Here is an 18,362-nt window from a genome sequence, read left to right as displayed (position 1 = left end):
AAGAAAAACCAACTTGAAGTTGGTTTTTTTGGCACTGTTGCAAATAGAGATTTGAGTCGATGATGTTCCCTTTAAAAAGTACTTAGAGACCGAAAACCCTGTTGATTAGACACACTTCACCCTGAGGCTGACCATAATAAAATGACGATGCTTGTCCTTTACGTAGTGCACGCATGACTTCAATACCTTTAATTGTGGCATAAGCCGTCTTCATAGATTTGAATCCTAATGTGGCCCTGATGATCCGCTTTAGCTTGCCATGATCACATTCAATCACGTTATTTTTATACTTAATCTGCCTGTGCTCAAGGTCTGGTGGACATTTACCTTCCCGTTTTAACCGTGATAAAGCACGTCCATATGTGGGTGCTTTATCCGTGTTGATCACTTGTGGAATTTGCCACTTCTTCACATTATTTAAAATTTTTCCAAGAAAACAATATGCTGATTTGGTATTACGTCTAGAAGAAAGATAAAAATCAATGGTATCGCCACGTTGATCGACTGCACGATACAGATAAGACCATCGTCCATTCACTTTTACATAGGTTTCATCAATATGCCACGAGCTCAGATCTGTAGGATTACGCCAATACCAGCGTAAACGTTTTTCTATTTCAGGAGCATAACGTTGAACCCAACGGTAAATAGTCGTGTGATCAACATTCACACCCCGTTCGGCCAGCATTTCCTGCAGTTCACGATAGCTAATGCCATATTTACAATACCAGCGCACAGCCCAAAGAATGATTTCGCCCTGAAAATGCCGACCATGGAAAGGATTCATATGCTGCACCTTTAGCTAAAACAGTCTTCAGCTTACCATTCGTGGTTATTTGCAACAGTGCCGCTGACGCACACCATCGCCCACCGGGTGGGTCGCTATCTGGAACGGCAAGGCCTGCTGGAACGGGATGTCGAAAACAGCTATCTGGCCTCGGATGCGGTGGATGACGACCCGATGACACCCCTGCTGGGGCACTCGATCACTTACCGTATCGCTGTCGGTTCACAGGCGGGGCGAAAGGTGTTCACTTTGCAAACTCTGCCGACCAGTGGTGATCCGTTCGGTGACGGGATTGGCAAGGTAGCCGGGTCCAGCCTGCACGCCGGCGTGGCGGCCAGGGCCGATGAACGCAAGAAGCTCGAACGGCTGTGCCGGTACATCAGCCGCCCGGCGGTATCCGAGAAGCGGCTGTCGTTAACACGAGGCGGCAACGTGCGCTACCAGCTCAAGACGCCGTACCGGGACGGCACCACGCACGTCATTTTCGAACCATTGGATTTCATTGCAAGGCTGGCCGCCCCTGGTACCGAAGCCCAGAGTCAACCTAACCCGCTTCCACGGGGTGTTCGCACCCAACAGTCGGCACCGGGCGTTGGTCACGCCGGCAAAAACGGGGCAGGGGCAACAAGGTCAGGGTGGCTGATGAACCGGCAACACCAGCACAACGGCGAGCGTCGATGACATGGGCGCAACGGCTCAAGCGTGTTTTTCAATATCGACATCGAGACCTGCAGCGGCTGCGGCGGCGCCATGAAAGTCATCGCCTGCATTGAAGACCCTATAGTGATCAAGCAGATCCTTGATCACCTGAAGCACAAAGCCGAAACCAGCGGGACCAGGGCGTTACCCGAAAGCCGGGCGCCACCGGCTGAGCTGCTCCTGGGTCTGTTTGACTGACGAGCCTGAAGGCCAACGATACCAATCAAAATGCTGCGTTCACAGCGCCGCGGCAGGGATCCGCCGTGCTGGTTGTCGGAAAAAAGGAGCCGCTAGTGGGAAAGAGGAGGGTAAATTTTCAGCGTTGCTGGCTCCCCGTCAGCCGGATTGGGTTGCATCGCAGGGGTGTCGAAAGAGTCAACTGCGGTCCAAAGCTGTTGGACTTGGGTGAAAAGGGCGTTTATTCTTCCTATACGTGCCGCGTTCCAGGCGGCGACTATGAGGGCTATGTCGATGCCCATGTGCGCCGGCTGGAGGCGCTACGCCGGGCCGGTATCGTCGAGCGGATCGACGCCGACCAATGGCGCATCCCCGATGATCTGGTCAGCCGTGCCGCCGCCCATGACGCCGGCCGAGACAGTCAGGCCAGCGTTCGCGTCCTTTCCCCGGTCGATCTGAACAAACAGATCGGATCGGACGGCGCGACCTGGCTGGACCGGCGGCTGATCCACGGCGAGACGGCCGACCTTGCGCCAACCGGCTTCGGGCAACAAGTCCGCGAAGCCATGGACCAGCGCCGCGAGCACCATATCGAACAGGGCGACGCCACCCGCAGCCGGGACAGCCGCGTCTTCTACCGGCGCAACCTTCTCGCCATCCTGCGGGAGCGCGAGGTAGCCGGCGTCGGATCGGATATGGCTTTGAGTAAGGGCCTGCTGTTCCGCGCCGCCACGGACGGCGAGAGCGTCAGCGGCAAGTTTACCGGAACCGTGCATCTATCGAGCGGCAAGTTCGCCGTGGTCGAGAAATCCCATGAGTTCACCCTTGTCCCGTGGCGGCCGATCATCGACCGCCAACTCGGCCGCGAGGTTATGGGCATCGTGCAGGGCGGGTCGGTGTCGTGGCAGTTAGGGCGGCAGAGGGGGCTGGAACGCTGAGTGCGCCCATGCCGCATTGCGAAGCAAAAGATAATCGGATAAAATGTAGCAATTCATATTCGTAAGCGTGGAGTAATCAGATGGGAAATTCCAAGTCAGCAGACAAGTAAGCCGCAACAACCAGTATTGTTGTTGCGGCGCTCTGTAAGGCTAGTCTCATCTGATTGCTGACGAGCAGACGTCGCCCGGTATTCCTTAATCGAGGGTTGATTCGTCATGACCACCACACGCCCCGCGTGGGCCTATACGCTGCCGGCAGCACTGCTGCTGATGGCTCCTTTCGACATCCTCGCTTCACTGGCGATGGATATTTATCTCCCTGTCGTTCCAGCGATGCCCGGCATCCTGAACACGACGCCCGCTATGATCCAACTCACGTTGAGCCTCTATATGGTGATGCTCGGCGTGGGCCAGGTGATTTTTGGTCCGCTCTCAGACAGAATCGGGCGACGGCCAATTCTACTTGCGGGCGCAACGGCTTTCGTCATTGCGTCTCTGGGAGCAGCTTGGTCTTCAACTGCACCGGCCTTTGTCGCTTTCCGTCTACTTCAAGCAGTGGGCGCGTCGGCCATGCTGGTGGCGACGTTCGCGACGGTTCGCGACGTTTATGCCAACCGTCCTGAGGGTGTCGTCATCTACGGCCTTTTCAGTTCGATGCTGGCGTTCGTGCCTGCGCTCGGCCCTATCGCCGGAGTATTGATCGGCGAGTTCTTGGGATGGCAGGCGATATTCATTACTTTGGCTATACTGGCGATGCTCGCACTCCTAAATGCGGGTTTCAGGTGGCACGAAACCCGCCCTCTGGATCAAGTCAAGACGCGCCGATCTGTCTTGCCGATCTTCGCGAGTCCGGCTTTTTGGGTTTACACTGTCGGCTTTAGCGCCGGTATGGGCACCTACTTCGTCTTCTTCTCGACGGCTCCCCGTGTGCTCATAGGCCAAGCGGAATATTCCGAGATCGGATTCAGCTTTGCCTTCGCCACTGTCGCGCTTGTAATGATCGTGACAACCCGTTTCGCGAAGTCCTTTGTCGCCAGATGGGGCATCGCAGGATGCGTGGCGCGTGGGATGGCGTTGCTTGTTTGCGGAGCGGTCCTGTTGGGGATCGGCGAACTTTACGGCTCGCCGTCATTCCTCACCTTCATCCTACCGATGTGGGTTGTCGCGGTCGGTATTGTCTTCACGGTGTCCGTTACCGCGAACGGCGCTTTGGCAGAGTTCGACGACATCGCGGGATCAGCGGTCGCGTTCTACTTCTGCGTTCAAAGCCTGATAGTCAGCATTGTCGGGACATTGGCGGTGGCACTTTTAAACGGTGACACAGCGTGGCCCGTGATCTGTTACGCCACGGCGATGGCGGTACTGGTTTCGTTGGGGCTGGTGCTCCTTCGGCTCCGTGGGGCTGCCACCGAGAAGTCGCCAGTCGTCTAACCGACGACTGGTAGCAGGCCCGCTCCGATGCGGCGCACTAACCATCGAAACCTCGTGAATGTCGGTATCCTGTCTGGCAGGATACCGCTCATTTCCCTTGTTCAGTTCATCGCCGTCGCCGAGCATCTGAATTTTCGGCATGCGGCCAAGGCACTTGGTATCAGCCAGTCGAGCGTCAGCGCGCGTGTGAAAGCGCTGGAGGATAACCTTGGTGTCCTGCTATTTGAGCGCCATGCGCGGGGCGTTCGGCTAACAGACGCAGGCAGGCACTTCATGGAGCGTGTCACGGCGGGTGTCGATCAACTCGATCACGCAGTGAAGACCGCGGAGTGACGGGCACTGGCTGGCAATGTCTAGCAACGGCAGGCATTTCGGCTGAGGGTAAAAGAACTTTCCGCTAAGCGATAGACTGTATGTAAACACAGTATTGCAAGGACGCGGAACATGCCTCATGTGGCGGCCAGGACGGCCAGCCGGGATCGGGATACTGGTCGTTACCAGAGCCACCGACCCGAGCAAACCCTTCTCTATCAGATCGTTGACGAGTATTACCCGGCATTCGCTGCGCTTATGGCAGAGCAGGGAAAGGAATTGCCGGGCTATGTGCAACGGGAATTTGAAGAATTTCTCCAAAGCCCGCGACGCAGCGCCGGCAGGCAGAGCAAGTAGAGGGCAGCGCCTGCAATCCATGCCCACCCGTTCCACGTTGTTATAGAAGCCGCATAGATCGCCGTGAAGAGGAGGGGTCCGACGATCGAGGTCAGGCTGGTGAGCGCCGCCAGTGAGCCTTGCAGCTGCCCCTGACGTTCAGCGCTTCGATACTGACCAGTTACAGGCCATTCTTGAGCGCAGGGAAGCGGAAAGACAGGTTCAGCAGTGCTGTGATGAACGTGACAGCGTGATTGACGTAACCACCTCGCTGCGGGAAGCCATCAGTGAGCGGGACACTCTGATGCTAAAACAGACGCAGAAATCTGATCCCGAACAGGACGCCGTTTCCGGCAGGGTATTCGATTTTGAAAAAGAGCCGGAGAAGCTGAATGCACTGGTCAGCGATGCCATGAAGGACATACAGGAAGAAATTGACCTTCAGTCCCTTGTTAACGATGCGATGGCGGAGTTTCAGGAGATACATCAGGAAATGGAACGGCAGAAAGAGCGGGCGAGACTGGCGGAAAAACAGCGTCAGCAGGAGAAAGAGCGGCAGCGCATTGCCGAACAGAAACGACAGAAGCCCGATAAAGGCTGGTCATTCTCACGATAAGCAGGATTTGATATGAGCGACGAAATTAAACAGATTGCTGCCCTTATCGGGCATCATCAGGCGCTGGAAAAACGAGTGAGCACGCTGACTGAGGAGTTTCAGGCTGCCTCCGTGCAGTTACAGCGGCAGAGCGAAACACTGAGCAAGGTTATCCGGGAGCTGGACAGTGCGTCCGGTAATATGACCGATACAGTCAGAAAGTCTGTCAGCTCCGCTATGAATCAGGTTACGCAGGCGTTAACACAAGCCGGCACTGAGCAGCAGAAGCCCGCCGTGAATGCCCTTAATCAGGTCGTGAAAGCAGCTAATGACTCCGTTAACGCCATGCGCCGTGAAATGTATCGCTATACGTGGAAATCGGCGATTTATCTTGTGCTGACGATATTCTTCGTCCTGGCTTGCTGTGTGACGGCACTGACATGGTTTATGAATGACGGGTACAGCCGGATTGCTGAAATGCAGCGTATGGAAGCTGTCTGGCAGAAAAAAGCGCCGCTGGCTGATATCTGGGGTCTGACGCTCAGTGGAACGAAAACTCACGTTAAGCAACGTTTTCTGCCTCTGACGCCTCTTTTAATGGTCTCAGATGTCCTTTGGTCACCAGTTCTGCCAGCGTGAAGGAATAATGGCCGAGCATATTGATATGTCCGTGGCAAAGCGGGGAGAGGCGTGCGATATCTTCATCATTCAGTGTTTCACCCTGCGCCCGGAGATGATCCAGGGCTGCCTGCATATAAATAGTGTTCCATAACACGACGGCGTTAGTGACCAGCCCCAGTGTGCCCAGTTGATCTTCCTGACCGTCGGTATATCGTTTTCTTATCTCACCTTTTTGACCGTGACAGATGGCTCTGGCAACGGCATGGCGACTTTCTCCCCGATTAAGCTGGGTCAGAATGCGCCGGCGGTAATCTTCATCATCAATATAATTAAGCAGATACAGCGTTTTGTTGATGCGCCCCACTTCAATGATTGCCTGAGTCAGTCCGGAAGGACGTTCACTTTTCAGCAATGAACGGACCAGCACTGAAACCTGTACTTTGCCCAGCTTCAGGGAGCCAGCGGTCCGGATCATTTCGTCCCACTGAAGGACTATTTTTCGGGGATCTGATTGCCCTCTGGCAATATCATTCAGCACGCCATAGTCGGCATCATGGTCCATTCGCCAGAAAACCGAAGCACCGGCATCAGCCAGGCGTGGAGAAAACTGGTATCCCAGCAGCCAGAAAAGGCCAAAGACAAGTTCGCTGGCACCTGCTGTATCGGTCATAATTTCGGTTGGATTCAGCCCGGTCTCCTGTTCCAGAAGACCTTCCAGCACAAAGATAGAGTCCCTCAGCGTCCCCGGTATAACGATGCCATGAAAGCCGGAATACTGATCGGACACAAAGTTGTACCAGGTGATCCCTCTGTTATTACCAAAGTATTTGCGGTTCGGTCCGGCATTGATTGTTCTGACTGGCGTAACAAAGCGCATTCCATCTGCAGATGCCACTTCTCCTCCACCCCATATCTGTGCCAGTGGCAGCGTTGCCTGAAAATCAACCAGTCTGGCATTAGCGCTGGTGATAGTTTCAGCCCGCAGATAGTTCGCTTTTGTCCAGTTCAGCCGGTGTCGGGTCAGTGCAGGAACATTTGATCTGATCAGTGGTTCCAGACCGATATTGCAGGCTTCAGCCATCAGCACGGCGCTGATGCTGACGGGCAGATCATCAACTCTGGCACTGGCTTCACTAGCATGGAAAAACTCATCAGCAAATCCGGTATGGGCGTTAATTTCGAGCAGCAACTCCGTTAAATCCACCGGAGGGAGTAGATCACTGATCATTTTGCTCAGTCGTTTCGGCACTGTTGCAAATAGTCGGTGGTGATAAACTTATCATCCCCTTTTGCTGATGGAGCTGCACATGAACCCATTCAAAGGCCGGCATTTTCAGCGTGACATCATTCTGTGGGCCGTACGCTGGTACTGCAAATACGGCATCAGTTACCGTGAGCTGCAGGAGATGCTGGCTGAACGCGGAGTGAATGTCGATCACTCCACGATTTACCGCTGGGTTCAGCGTTATGCGCCTGAAATGGAAAAACGGCTGCGCTGGTACTGGCGTAACCCTTCCGATCTTTGCCCGTGGCACATGGATGAAACCTACGTGAAGGTCAATGGCCGCTGGGCGTATCTGTACCGGGCCGTCGACAGCCGGGGCCGCACTGTCGATTTTTTTATCTCTCCTCCCGTCGTAACAGCAAAGCTGCATACCGGTTTCTGGGTAAAATCCTCAACAACGTGAAGAAGTGGCAGATCCCGCGATTCATCAACACGGATAAAGCGCCCGCCTATGGTCGCGCGCTTGCTCTGCTCAAACGCGAAGGCCGGTGCCCGTCTGACGTTGAACACCGACAGATTAAGTACCGGAACAACGTGATTGAATGCGATCATGGCAAACTGAAACGGATAATCGGCGCCACGCTGGGATTTAAATCCATGAAGACGGCTTACGCCACCATCAAAGGTATTGAGGTGATGCGTGCACTACGCAAAGGCCAGGCCTCAGCATTTTATTATGGTGATCCCCTGGGCGAAATGCGCCTGGTAAGCAGAGTTTTTGAAATGTAAGGCCTTTGAATGAGACAAAAGGCTGCCTCATCGCTAACTTTGCAACAGTGCCTTGCTTGCGCCATTTGAATATCTGGTTTGCATTGATGCCATGCAGGCGCGCGACATGAGACACGGTCATACCGGGCTCCATAGTCTGCTGAATAATGGCAATTTTTTCCTGCGGTGTACGACGCCGACGCCGCTCAGGTCCTGATAACACTTCAACCATCTTATCGTTCTGACTGGTATTAAACATAGTTCCAAGACTACCTCTTATTTTAAGAGAGTCGAAGTGTCTGGTGATCTATGGGGCCAGTCTAGCCCTCTTCCAAGTGTAGGGAGATATAGTCAAAGTTTGCTTCTCCGCCGATGAGTCCGCCCTGCGTCGGATAGTCCGATTTTTTACCGGCGAAGCACGGCTCTCCTAACCCTATCTAAAGCGAATAACTTTTTTCAACAGGGCCGCGTGCCAATGCAAGAGCGATAGGCGCTCTACGCGCCAATTTGACCACTTAAAAACAGGTAAATTGAGGGGTTGTAATGTGTTGATGTAACAGGCTTTTATTTTAATGTCTTGGCATATGTATAATGGTAGTCTAGCCCTCCTTTCAACAAGGAGTACTCATGGAAACCTACAATCATACATATCGGCACCACAACTTTTCACATAAAGACTTAAGTGATCTCACCTTCACCGCTTGCACATTCATTCGCAGCGACTTTCGACGTGCTAACTTGCGTGATACGACATTCGTCAACTGCAAGTTCATTGAACAGGGTGATATCGAAGGCTGCCACTTTGATGTCGCAGATCTTCGTGATGCAAGTTTCCAACAATGCCAACTTGCGATGGCAAACTTCAGTAATGCCAATTGCTACGGTATAGAGTTCCGTGCGTGTGATTTAAAAGGTGCCAACTTTTCCCGAACAAACTTTGCCCATCAAGTGAGTAATCGTATGTACTTTTGCTCAGCATTTATTTCTGGATGTAATCTTTCCTATGCCAATATGGAGAGGGTTTGTTTAGAAAAATGTGAGTTGTTTGAAAATCGCTGGATAGGAACGAACCTAGCGGGTGCATCACTGAAAGAGTCAGACTTAAGTCGAGGTGTTTTTTCCGAAGATGTCTGGGGGCAATTTAGCCTACAGGGTGCCAATTTATGCCACGCCGAACTCGACGGTTTAGATCCCCGCAAAGTCGATACATCAGGTATCAAAATTGCAGCCTGGCAGCAAGAACTGATTCTCGAAGCACTGGGTATTGTTGTTTATCCTGACTAATTGCTTTGATGTGTGATTTTAAACGCTCAAATTTATAAAACGAATAATATTGTCAACCTTGCAATAATAGACATAGGGACAACCATGTATAAATTTTTACCCTCAGGCGTCTTCACAATAGAGCCATATAGCAGTGGGTCACTTAGTGGGCTTAATTTTTCCATTAAAGATAATATTAATATTGCTCAGTATAAAACATCATATGGTAGCCCATCTTGGCAAGTAAACATAAGGCTGCCATTTATAAGGCACTGTTGCAAAAATGTGGAGGTGATAGGGGTACTACGCCGGAACCCCAGATTTTTCCGTCCGTTCAAATTATCCACGGTTGAACAGCTTGATCCCGTCCGCCCGCAGTTGACCAACAGGGGAAATATGCCTGTACAAAGTTTGCCGGGTTATCCCAAGTTCCTGGCATAGCGTACTGACCTTTGTTTCTGATTGTCCCATTGATGCCATTGCCAGTCGCAGTTTGACTGGCGTCATTTTATAAGGTCGGCCGCCGTTCCGCCCACGGGCTCTTGCTGATGCCAGACCTGCAGTCGTTCTTTCAGCAATCAGTTCGCGCTCAAACTCCGCCAGTGCGGCAAAGATACCGAAGACAAGCTTGCCAGCGGCCGTTGTTGTGTCGATAGTCGCCCCGTGACCGGTCAGCACTTTCAGACCGGTCCCCCTCGCGGTCAGGTCGTGCACTGTATTAATGAGATGACGAAGATCACGACCGAGGCGGTCCAGCTGGCACTGTTGCAAAGTTAGCGATGAGGCAGCCTTTTGTCTTATTCAAAGGCCTTACATTTCAAAAACTCTGCTTACCAGGCGCATTTCGCCCAGGGGATCACCATAATAAAATGCTGAGGCCTGGCCTTTGCGTAGTGCACGCATCACCTCAATACCTTTGATGGTGGCGTAAGCCGTCTTCATGGATTTAAATCCCAGCGTGGCGTTGATTATCCGTTTCAGTTTGCCATGATCGCATTCAATCACGTTGTTCCGGTACTTAATCTGTCGGTGTTCAACGTCAGACGGGCACCGGCCTTCGCGTTTGAGCAGAGCAAGCGCGCGACCATAGGCGGGCGCTTTATCCGTGTTGATGAATCGTGGGATCTGCCACTTCTTCACGTTGTTGAGGATTTTACCCAGAAACCGGTATGCAGCTTTGCTGTTACGACGGGAGGAGAGATAAAAATCGACAGTGCGGCCCCGGCTGCCGACGGCCCGGTACAGATACGCCCAGCGGCCATTGACCTTCACGTAGGTTTCATCCATGTGCCACGGGCAAAGATCGGAAGGGTTACGCCAGTACCAGCGCAGCCGTTTTTCCATTTCAGGCGCATAACGCTGAACCCAGCGGTAAATCGTGGAGTGATCGACATTCACTCCGCGTTCAGCCAGCATCTCCTGCAGCTCACGGTAACTGATGCCGTATTTGCAGTACCAGCGTACGGCCCACAGAATGATGTCACGCTGAAAATGCCGGCCTTTGAATGGGTTCATGTGCAGCTCCATCAGCAAAAGGGGATGATAAGTTTATCACCACCGACTATTTGCAACAGTGCCTTATAAAGTACTGACGTAGAATCTCAGTAATACGATGTTGCATAAGCCACCCTGTCGCCAGATCGAAAAGCAGGCCAGGACGTTCGTTGCTTATCCAGCTCCGGGTATATAAAAGACGGGTAAGGCGAAATGTCCAGGGCCAGGCAAATTCACGATACTGATAGTGCTGACGTATCAGCGCTGCATGCTCACGGCGGGTATTTTCCCTCTGACCGTATTCTGCAAGAACGGTGATATCACGAATCCCGAGCTGTCTGGCGGTAAAATGCCGGACGCCGGAAGGAATATGATTCATATCGGTGAGGAAGGTGCCCAGAAAACGGACACATCCAATTTGCAGGGCAATGCCCAGACGGTTGTGATCACCTCTGCTTTTTCCGATAAATTCCTTGTCTGCTTCATCAAGGTGAAAATATCGTGCCAGCTGAAGCTCATCCGGTTCACCGGTGAATCTGCCATAGCTTTCAGTCTGCTCAGTGGTCAGAAAGTCAACGGGCATATCGGCCTCCCTGCCTGACGGGCATTTAGTAACATTTTTCCAACCGTACGAAATGTTATAAATTATCGGACATCGTAAAACTGTTACATTAATATGTCTATTAAATCGTAAATTTGTAATAATAGACATGAGTTGTCCGATATTCGATTTAAGGTACATTTTTATGCGACTTTTTGGTTACGCTCGGGTCTCAACCAGTCAGCAGTCTCTTGATCTTCAGGTCAGAGCACTCAAAGACGCAGGTGTGAAAGCAAACCGTATATTTACCGATAAGGCATCCGGCAGTTCAACAGACCGGGAAGGGCTGGATTTGCTGAGGATGAAGGTGGAGGAAGGTGATGTCATTCTGGTTAAGAAGCTCGACCGTCTTGGCCGCGACACTGCCGATATGATCCAACTGATAAAGGAATTTGACGCTCAGGGCGTGGCAGTCCGGTTCATTGATGACGGGATCAGTACCGACGGTGATATGGGGCAAATGGTGGTCACCATCCTGTCGGCTGTGGCACAGGCTGAACGCCGGAGGATCCTAGAACGCACGAATGAGGGCCGACAGGAAGCAAAGCTGAAAGGAATCAAATTTGGCCGCAGGCGTACCGTGGACAGGAACGTCGTGCTGACGCTTCATCAGAAGGGCACTGGTGCAACGGAAATTGCTCATCAGCTCAGTATTGCCCGCTCCACGGTTTATAAAATTCTTGAAGACGAAAGGGCCTCGTGATACGCCTATTTTTATAGGTTAATGTCATGATAATAATGGTTTCTTAGACGTCAGGTGGCACTTTTCGGGGAAATGTGCGCGGAACCCCTATTTGTTTATTTTTCTAAATACATTCAAATATGTATCCGCTCATGAGACAATAACCCTGGTAAATGCTTCAATAATATTGAAAAAGGAAGAGTATGAGTATTCAACATTTTCGTGTCGCCCTTATTCCCTTTTTTGCGGCATTTTGCCTTCCTGTTTTTGCTCACCCAGAAACGCTGGTGAAAGTAAAAGATGCTGAAGATCAGTTGGGTGCACGAGTGGGTTACATCGAACTGGATCTCAACAGCGGTAAGATCCTTGAGAGTTTTCGCCCCGAAGAACGTTTTCCAATGATGAGCACTTTTAAAGTTCTGCTATGTGGTGCGGTATTATCCCGTGTTGACGCCGGGCAAGAGCAACTCGGTCGCCGCATACACTATTCTCAGAATGACTTGGTTGAGTACTCACCAGTCACAGAAAAGCATCTTACGGATGGCATGACAGTAAGAGAATTATGCAGTGCTGCCATAACCATGAGTGATAACACTGCTGCCAACTTACTTCTGACAACGATCGGAGGACCGAAGGAGCTAACCGCTTTTTTGCACAACATGGGGGATCATGTAACTCGCCTTGATCGTTGGGAACCGGAGCTGAATGAAGCCATACCAAACGACGAGCGTGACACCACGATGCCTGCAGCAATGGCAACAACGTTGCGCAAACTATTAACTGGCGAACTACTTACTCTAGCTTCCCGGCAACAATTAATAGACTGGATGGAGGCGGATAAAGTTGCAGGACCACTTCTGCGCTCGGCCCTTCCGGCTGGCTGGTTTATTGCTGATAAATCTGGAGCCGGTGAGCGTGGGTCTCGCGGTATCATTGCAGCACTGGGGCCAGATGGTAAGCCCTCCCGTATCGTAGTTATCTACACGACGGGGAGTCAGGCAACTATGGATGAACGAAATAGACAGATCGCTGAGATAGGTGCCTCACTGATTAAGCATTGGTAACTGTCAGACCAAGTTTACTCATATATACTTTAGATTGATTTAAAACTTCATTTTTAATTTAAAAGGATCTAGGTGAAGATCCTTTTTGATAATCTCATGACCAAAATCCCTTAACGTGAGTTTTCGTTCCACTGAGCGTCAGACCCCTTAATTAAATGAAGTCAGTAACTATAGAAGCAAAAACATTTGCTGAAATGTTAGGAATAACAGAAGGTGAGTTAATCTTTGCCATTAAGAAAACTGGCACATTCAAAAACAAGACAATCCCACAACCTCATGAGCCACATAAATCAAATAATAGATTTTTATATTCAGACGTAATGAGGTTTATAGAATCACTAAAAGACAAATAGAACCGGTAAGGCACTGTTGCAAAGTTAGCGATGAGGCAGCCTTTTGTCTTATTCAAAGGCCTTACATTTCAAAAACTCTGCTTACCAGGCGCATTTCGCCCAGGGGATCACCATAATAAAATGCTGAGGCCTGGCCTTTGCGTAGTGCACGCATCACCTCAATACCTTTGATGGTGGCGTAAGCCGTCTTCATGGATTTAAATCCCAGCGTGGCGCCGATTATCCGTTTCAGTTTGCCATGATCGCATTCAATCACGTTGTTCCGGTACTTAATCTGTCGGTGTTCAACGTCAGACGGGCACCGGCCTTCGCGTTTGAGCAGAGCAAGCGCGCGACCATAGGCGGGCGCTTTATCCGTGTTGATGAATCGCGGGATCTGCCACTTCTTCACGTTGTTGAGGATTTTACCCAGAAACCGGTATGCAGCTTTGCTGTTACGACGGGAGGAGAGATAAAAATCGACAGTGCGGCCCCGGCTGTCGACGGCCCGGTACAGATACGCCCAGCGGCCATTGACCTTCACGTAGGTTTCATCCATGTGCCACGGGCAAAGATCGGAAGGGTTACGCCAGTACCAGCGCAGCCGTTTTTCCATTTCAGGCGCATAACGCTGAACCCAGCGGTAAATCGTGGAGTGATCGACATTCACTCCGCGTTCAGCCAGCATCTCCTGCAGCTCACGGTAACTGATGCCGTATTTGCAGTACCAGCGTACGGCCCACAGAATGATGTCACGCTGAAAATGCCGGCCTTTGAATGGGTTCATGTGCAGCTCCATCAGCAAAAGGGGATGATAAGTTTATCACCACCGACTATTTGCAACAGTGCCGGTTGACGAAGCCGACGAAGGCCGCCGCCGGCATCGGCCTGGCGAACAGGAAACCCTGCACCGTGTCGCAACCCGCCTGCCGCAACCACGCAAGGCAGTCGGGTGTTTCCACACCCTCGGCTACCACCTCCATTGTCGTTTTCAGAAGACGGCTGCACTGAACGTCAGAAGCCGACTGCACTATAGCAGCGGAGGGGTTGGATCCATCAGGCAACGACGGGCTGCTGCCGGCCATCAGCGGACGCAGGGAGGACTTTCCGCAACCGGCCGTTCGATGCGGCACCGATGGCCTTCGCGCAGGGGTAGTGAATCCGCCAGGATTGACTTGCGCTGCCCTACCTCTCACTAGTGAGGGGCGGCAGCGCATCAAGCGGTGAGCGCACTCCGGCACCGCCAACTTTCAGCACATGCGTGTAAATCATCGTCGTAGAGACGTCGGAATGGCCGAGCAGATCCTGCACGGTTCGAATGTCGTAACCGCTGCGGAGCAAGGCCGTCGCGAACGAGTGGCGGAGGGTGTGCGGTGTAGCGGGCTTCGTGATGCCTGCTTGTTCTACGGCACGTTTGAAGGCGCGCTGAAAGGTCTGGTCATACATGTGATGGCGACGCACGACACCGCTCCGTGGATCGGTCGAATGCGTGTGCTGCGCAAAAACCCAGAACCACGGCCAGGAATGCCCGGCGCGCGGATACTTCCGCTCAAGGGCGTCGGGAAGCGCAACGCCGCTGCGGCCCTCGGCCTGGTCCTTCAGCCACCATGCCCGTGCACGCGACAGCTGCTCGCGCAGGCTGGGTGCCAAGCTCTCGGGTAACATCAAGGCCCGATCCTTGGAGCCCTTGCCCTCCCGCACGATGATCGTGCCGTGATCGAAATCCAGATCCTTGACCCGCAGTTGCAAACCCTCACTGATCCGCATGCCCGTTCCATACAGAAGCTGGGCGAACAAACGATGCTCGCCTTCCAGAAAACCGAGGATGCGAACCACTTCATCCGGGGTCAGCACCACCGGCAAGCGCCGCGACGGCCGAGGTCTTCCGATCTCCTGAAGCCAGGGCAGATCCGTGCACAGCACCTTGCCGTAGAAGAACAGCAAGGCCGCCAATGCCTGACGATGCGTGGAGACCGAAACCTTGCGCTCGTTCGCCAGCCAGGACAGAAATGCCTCGACTTCGCTGCTGCCCAAGGTTGCCGGGTGACGCACACCGTGGAAACGGATGAAGGCACGAACCCAGTGGACATAAGCCTGTTCGGTTCGTAAGCTGTAATGCAAGTAGCGTATGCGCTCACGCAACTGGTCCAGAACCTTGACCGAACGCAGCGGTGGTAACGGCGCAGTGGCGGTTTTCATGGCTTGTTATGACTGTTTTTTTGGGGTACAGTCTATGCCTCGGGCATCCAAGCAGCAAGCGCGTTACGCCGTGGGTCGATGTTTGATGTTATGGAGCAGCAACGATGTTACGCAGCAGGGCAGTCGCCCTAAAACAAAGTTAAACATCATGAGGGTAGCGGTGACCATCGAAATTTCGAACCAACTATCAGAGGTGCTAAGCGTCATTGAGCGCCATCTGGAATCAACGTTGCTGGCCGTGCATTTGTACGGCTCCGCAGTGGATGGCGGCCTGAAGCCATACAGCGATATTGATTTGCTGGTTACGGTGACCGTAAGGCTTGATGAAACAACGCGGCGAGCTTTGATCAACGACCTTTTGGAAACTTCGGCTTCCCCTGGAGAGAGCGAGATTCTCCGCGCTGTAGAAGTCACCATTGTTGTGCACGACGACATCATTCCGTGGCGTTATCCAGCTAAGCGCGAACTGCAATTTGGAGAATGGCAGCGCAATGACATTCTTGCAGGTATCTTCGAGCCAGCCACGATCGACATTGATCTGGCTATCTTGCTGACAAAAGCAAGAGAACATAGCGTTGCCTTGGTAGGTCCAGCGGCGGAGGAACTCTTTGATCCGGTTCCTGAACAGGATCTATTTGAGGCGCTAAATGAAACCTTAACGCTATGGAACTCGCCGCCCGACTGGGCTGGCGATGAGCGAAATGTAGTGCTTACGTTGTCCCGCATTTGGTACAGCGCAGTAACCGGCAAAATCGCGCCGAAGGATGTCGCTGCCGACTGGGCAATGGAGCGCCTGCCGGCCCAGTATCAGCCCGTCATACTTGAAGCTAGACAGGCTTATCTTGGACAAGAAGAAGATCGCTTGGCCTCGCGCGCAGATCAGTTGGAAGAATTTGTCCACTACGTGAAAGGCGAGATCACCAAGGTAATCGGCAAATAATGTCTAACAATTCGTTCAAGCCGACGCCGCTTCGCGGCGCGGCTTAACTCAAGCGTTAGATGCACTAAGCACATAATTGCTCACAGCCAAACTATCAGGTCAAGTCTGCTTTTATTATTTTTAAGCGTGCATAATAAGCCCTACACAAATTGGGTAATGACTCCAACTTATTGATAGTGTTTTATGTTCAGATAATGCCCGATGACTTTGTCATGTAGCTCCACCGATTTTGAGAACGACAGCGACTTCCGTCCCAGCCGTGCCAGGTGCTGCCTCAGATTCAGGTTATGCCGCTCAATTCGCTGCGTATATCGCTTGCTGATTACGTGCAGCTTTCCCTTCAGGCGGGATTCATACAGCGGCCAGCCATCCGTCATCCATATCACCACGTCAAAGGGTGACAGCAGGCTCATAAGACGCCCCAGCGTCGCCATAGTGCGTTCACCGAATACGTGCGCAACAACCGTCTTCCGGAGCCTGTCATACGCGTAAAACAGCCAGCGCTGGCGCGATTTAGCCCCGACGTATCCCCACTGTTCGTCCATTTCCGCGCAGACGATGACGTCACTGCCCGGCTGTATGCGCGAGGTTACCGACTGCGGCCTGAGTTTTTTTAAATGGCGGAAAAATCGTGTTGAGGCCAACGCCCATAATGCGGGCGGTTGCCCGGCATCCAACGCCATTCATGGCCATATCAATGATTTTCTGGTGCGTACCGGGTTGAGAAGCGGTGTAAGTGAACTGCAGTTGCCATGTTTTACGGCAGTGAGAGCAGAGATAGCGCTGATGTCCGGCGGTGCTTTTGCCGTTACGCACCACCCCGTCAGTAGCTGAACAGGAGGGACAGCTGATAGAAACAGAAGCCACTGGAGCACCTCAAAAACACCATCATACACTAAATCAGTAAGTTGGCAGCATCACCTAAGAGGCAATAGAGTAAAAATCCCGAAAGAACAAGATATGCCATGTACGCTTCAATTAACGATGATATATGTCGGCATCACCTTTTTCCTAATTGTCGGTTATATCTGCCATCAAATAACTTAGAACTGATTTAGAATTGAATTTGATAAAGCTTACTACAAAGTAGTTTTGTCAATGTTCAACCTGTTTATCAAACCTACGGTGACTTTTTATGACTGGGAATGGTATCAATACTGTACGCATAAACAACGAAGTGAAACACATCTCAGAGTTAGATCCGGAGATCTCTTTTTCTTGAATGGAATAAACTGAAAAGTGAAAATAACGAACTGTATCGCTGCATAAAGGAAGCAAATTCTGGTTGGCGTGGTTTTGTCCTTCGTTTAATAGGGGTTTATCTACCTGATGGCAAAACAATTGTCATTAAACCCTAGATTATTTGAATATTCCTAAACATAGGCTTAATAAGAAAAGCCACTGAAAAGTGGCTTTTGAACTGAGCTGTTCGCGATTTTAATTTCAACTTAGATGAGGAAATCATCCAGTGTTTTACCGGCTTCAAGTTGTTCGGCCAGTGCTTTAGGGGTACGCCCCTGGCCAGTCCAGGTTTTCGTTTCACCATTAACATCAGTGTATTTATATTTCGCAGGGCGCGGTTCGCGAACTTTTTTAGGTGCTCCGGACTTTGCAGAGAAAGAACTCAGTAACTCTTCAGGGTCAATTCCATCTTCAAGCATTAATTGACGCAGGGATTCAATCTTCTCCAGACGCGCTTTCAGCTCAGCTTCTTTTGAAGATTCTTCCTGACGTCGTTCTTCAACAACAACGCTTAATTTTTCCAGCAGTTCTTCAAGGATCTCTAACGGCAGTTCACGGCCCTGCGCACGAAGAGTACGAATGTTGTTTAATGATTTGAGTGCTTCGGACATATGACCTCACTAAGAGTAATAAATAAAATCAATAGAATACTTTGC

The 18,362-nt window shown here is 51.7% G+C and carries 13 protein-coding genes and 12 pseudogenes; 13 read left to right on the top strand and 12 right to left on the bottom strand.

The genetic code is table 11. The annotated features are described in order from the left end of the window. Positions 1-82 precede the first annotated feature (82 nt). Complete coding sequence (locus LRS40_RS00290) at positions 83-787, bottom strand: IS6-like element IS1006 family transposase (protein ID WP_001067784.1); 705 nt, start codon at positions 785-787, stop codon at positions 83-85. Between the two features lie 63 nt (positions 788-850). Between LRS40_RS00290 and LRS40_RS00285 the strand changes: the two are divergent. The 5 genes and pseudogenes from LRS40_RS00285 to LRS40_RS00265 all read left to right on the top strand — a co-directional run. Then, positions 851-1,684, top strand: a pseudogene (locus LRS40_RS00285) (IS91-like element ISVsa3 family transposase); the annotation flags it as partial. A 65-nt stretch (positions 1,685-1,749) separates the two neighbouring features. Further along, positions 1,750-2,601, top strand: a complete 852-nt coding sequence (locus LRS40_RS00280; protein ID WP_370649906.1) for a DUF3363 domain-containing protein — start codon at positions 1,750-1,752, stop codon at positions 2,599-2,601. Between the two features lie 216 nt (positions 2,602-2,817). Next, a complete protein-coding gene (gene floR / locus LRS40_RS00275) occupies positions 2,818-4,032 on the top strand; it encodes a chloramphenicol/florfenicol efflux MFS transporter FloR (RefSeq protein ID WP_000214122.1) in 1,215 nt (404 codons plus the stop codon). Positions 4,033-4,059: 27 nt separating this feature from the next. Then, complete coding sequence (locus LRS40_RS00270) at positions 4,060-4,365, top strand: LysR family transcriptional regulator (RefSeq protein ID WP_001255015.1); 306 nt, start codon at positions 4,060-4,062, stop codon at positions 4,363-4,365. 111 nt (positions 4,366-4,476) lie between these two features. After that, positions 4,477-4,686, top strand: a pseudogene (locus LRS40_RS00265) (IS91 family transposase); the annotation flags it as partial. Here the strand turns inward: LRS40_RS00265 and LRS40_RS00260 are convergent. After that, positions 4,632-4,841, bottom strand: a pseudogene (locus LRS40_RS00260) (tetracycline resistance MFS efflux pump); the annotation flags it as partial. The pseudogenes LRS40_RS00265 and LRS40_RS00260 overlap by 55 nt on opposite strands. On the opposite strand from LRS40_RS00260, the pseudogene mobA reads away from it, so the two are divergent. Next, a pseudogene (gene mobA, locus LRS40_RS00255) lies at positions 4,829-5,296 on the top strand (mobilization protein MobA); the annotation flags it as partial. The pseudogenes LRS40_RS00260 and mobA sit on opposite strands and share 13 nt — an antisense overlap. 12 nt (positions 5,297-5,308) lie before the next feature. Next, positions 5,309-5,914 carry a tRNA modification GTPase gene (locus tag LRS40_RS00250; protein ID WP_306402929.1) on the top strand — a complete coding sequence of 202 codons (606 nt, stop codon included), beginning with the start codon at positions 5,309-5,311 and terminating at the stop codon, positions 5,912-5,914. Here the strand turns inward: LRS40_RS00250 and LRS40_RS00245 are convergent. After that, positions 5,838-7,121 (bottom strand): annotated as a pseudogene (locus LRS40_RS00245) (Tn3-like element Tn3 family transposase); the annotation flags it as partial. The gene LRS40_RS00250 and the pseudogene LRS40_RS00245 overlap by 77 nt on opposite strands. An 82-nt stretch (positions 7,122-7,203) precedes the next feature. On the opposite strand from LRS40_RS00245, the pseudogene LRS40_RS00240 reads away from it, so the two are divergent. Further along, positions 7,204-7,910: pseudogene (locus LRS40_RS00240) on the top strand (IS6-like element IS26 family transposase). Positions 7,911-7,962: 52 nt separating this feature from the next. Here the strand turns inward: LRS40_RS00240 and LRS40_RS00235 are convergent. Beyond that, positions 7,963-8,121 (bottom strand): annotated as a pseudogene (locus LRS40_RS00235) (transposase); the annotation flags it as partial. Positions 8,122-8,516: 395 nt separating this feature from the next. On the opposite strand from LRS40_RS00235, the gene LRS40_RS00230 reads away from it, so the two are divergent. Further along, positions 8,517-9,173, top strand: coding sequence for a quinolone resistance pentapeptide repeat protein QnrS1 (locus tag LRS40_RS00230; RefSeq protein ID WP_001516695.1), 657 nt, complete (start codon positions 8,517-8,519; stop codon positions 9,171-9,173). Positions 9,174-9,491: 318 nt separating this feature from the next. Here the strand turns inward: LRS40_RS00230 and LRS40_RS00225 are convergent. The 3 genes and pseudogenes from LRS40_RS00225 to LRS40_RS00215 form a co-directional block, all read right to left on the bottom strand. Beyond that, positions 9,492-9,926: pseudogene (locus LRS40_RS00225) on the bottom strand (recombinase family protein); the annotation flags it as partial. Positions 9,927-9,962: 36 nt separating this feature from the next. Further along, the gene (locus tag LRS40_RS00220; RefSeq protein ID WP_136655513.1) at positions 9,963-10,667 is read right to left on the bottom strand and encodes an IS6-like element IS26 family transposase; all 705 of its coding nucleotides are present in this window, start codon (positions 10,665-10,667) and stop codon (positions 9,963-9,965) included. A gap of 91 nt (positions 10,668-10,758) precedes the next feature. Then, positions 10,759-11,229: pseudogene (locus LRS40_RS00215) on the bottom strand (DUF4158 domain-containing protein); the annotation flags it as partial. Positions 11,230-11,392: 163 nt separating this feature from the next. Between LRS40_RS00215 and LRS40_RS00210 the strand changes: the two are divergent. Both LRS40_RS00210 and LRS40_RS00205 read left to right on the top strand, forming a co-directional pair. Continuing rightward, entirely contained in the window at positions 11,393-11,950 is a 558-nt protein-coding gene (locus tag LRS40_RS00210) for a recombinase family protein (protein WP_001235713.1), read from the top strand. Positions 11,951-12,132: 182 nt separating this feature from the next. Then, the gene (locus tag LRS40_RS00205) at positions 12,133-12,993 is read left to right on the top strand and encodes a broad-spectrum class A beta-lactamase TEM-1 (protein ID WP_000027057.1); all 861 of its coding nucleotides are present in this window, start codon (positions 12,133-12,135) and stop codon (positions 12,991-12,993) included. 414 nt (positions 12,994-13,407) lie between these two features. Here LRS40_RS00205 and LRS40_RS00200 read toward each other — a convergent pair whose 3' ends face one another. From LRS40_RS00200 to intI1, 3 genes and pseudogenes are all read right to left on the bottom strand, one after another. Further along, entirely contained in the window at positions 13,408-14,112 is a 705-nt protein-coding gene (locus LRS40_RS00200) for an IS6-like element IS26 family transposase (protein ID WP_001067855.1), read from the bottom strand. Between the two features lie 46 nt (positions 14,113-14,158). After that, a pseudogene (locus LRS40_RS00195) lies at positions 14,159-14,308 on the bottom strand (EAL domain-containing protein); the annotation flags it as partial. A gap of 202 nt (positions 14,309-14,510) precedes the next feature. Beyond that, positions 14,511-15,524, bottom strand: coding sequence for a class 1 integron integrase IntI1 (gene intI1, locus LRS40_RS00190; RefSeq protein ID WP_000845048.1), 1,014 nt, complete (start codon positions 15,522-15,524; stop codon positions 14,511-14,513). 148 nt (positions 15,525-15,672) lie between these two features. Here intI1 and LRS40_RS00185 point away from each other — a divergent pair. Next, positions 15,673-16,511, top strand: a pseudogene (locus LRS40_RS00185) (AadA family aminoglycoside 3''-O-nucleotidyltransferase). Positions 16,512-16,631: 120 nt separating this feature from the next. On the opposite strand, the gene LRS40_RS00180 reads toward LRS40_RS00185, so the two are convergent. Then, a protein-coding gene (locus LRS40_RS00180) for an IS1-like element IS1B family transposase (RefSeq protein ID WP_001390281.1) occupies positions 16,632-17,331 on the bottom strand; the annotation gives its coding sequence in 2 pieces (ribosomal slippage) (positions 16,632-17,090 and positions 17,092-17,331; 699 coding nt in all). 268 nt (positions 17,332-17,599) lie between these two features. Between LRS40_RS00180 and LRS40_RS00175 the strand changes: the two are divergent. After that, positions 17,600-17,822, top strand: a pseudogene (locus LRS40_RS00175) (hypothetical protein). A 90-nt stretch (positions 17,823-17,912) separates the two neighbouring features. Here the strand turns inward: LRS40_RS00175 and LRS40_RS00170 are convergent. Further along, positions 17,913-18,317: an H-NS family nucleoid-associated regulatory protein gene (locus LRS40_RS00170; protein WP_001287388.1), complete on the bottom strand. Its 405-nt coding sequence runs from the start codon at positions 18,315-18,317 to the stop codon at positions 17,913-17,915. Between the last annotated feature and the right edge of the window lie 45 nt (positions 18,318-18,362).

Source organism: Leclercia sp. G3L (genome assembly GCF_021117075.1).
Lineage (GTDB): Bacteria > Pseudomonadota > Gammaproteobacteria > Enterobacterales > Enterobacteriaceae > Enterobacter > Enterobacter adecarboxylatus_C.
The sequence above is the reverse complement of the archived record's forward strand: the minus strand, read 5'-3'. Positions and strand labels throughout refer to the sequence as shown.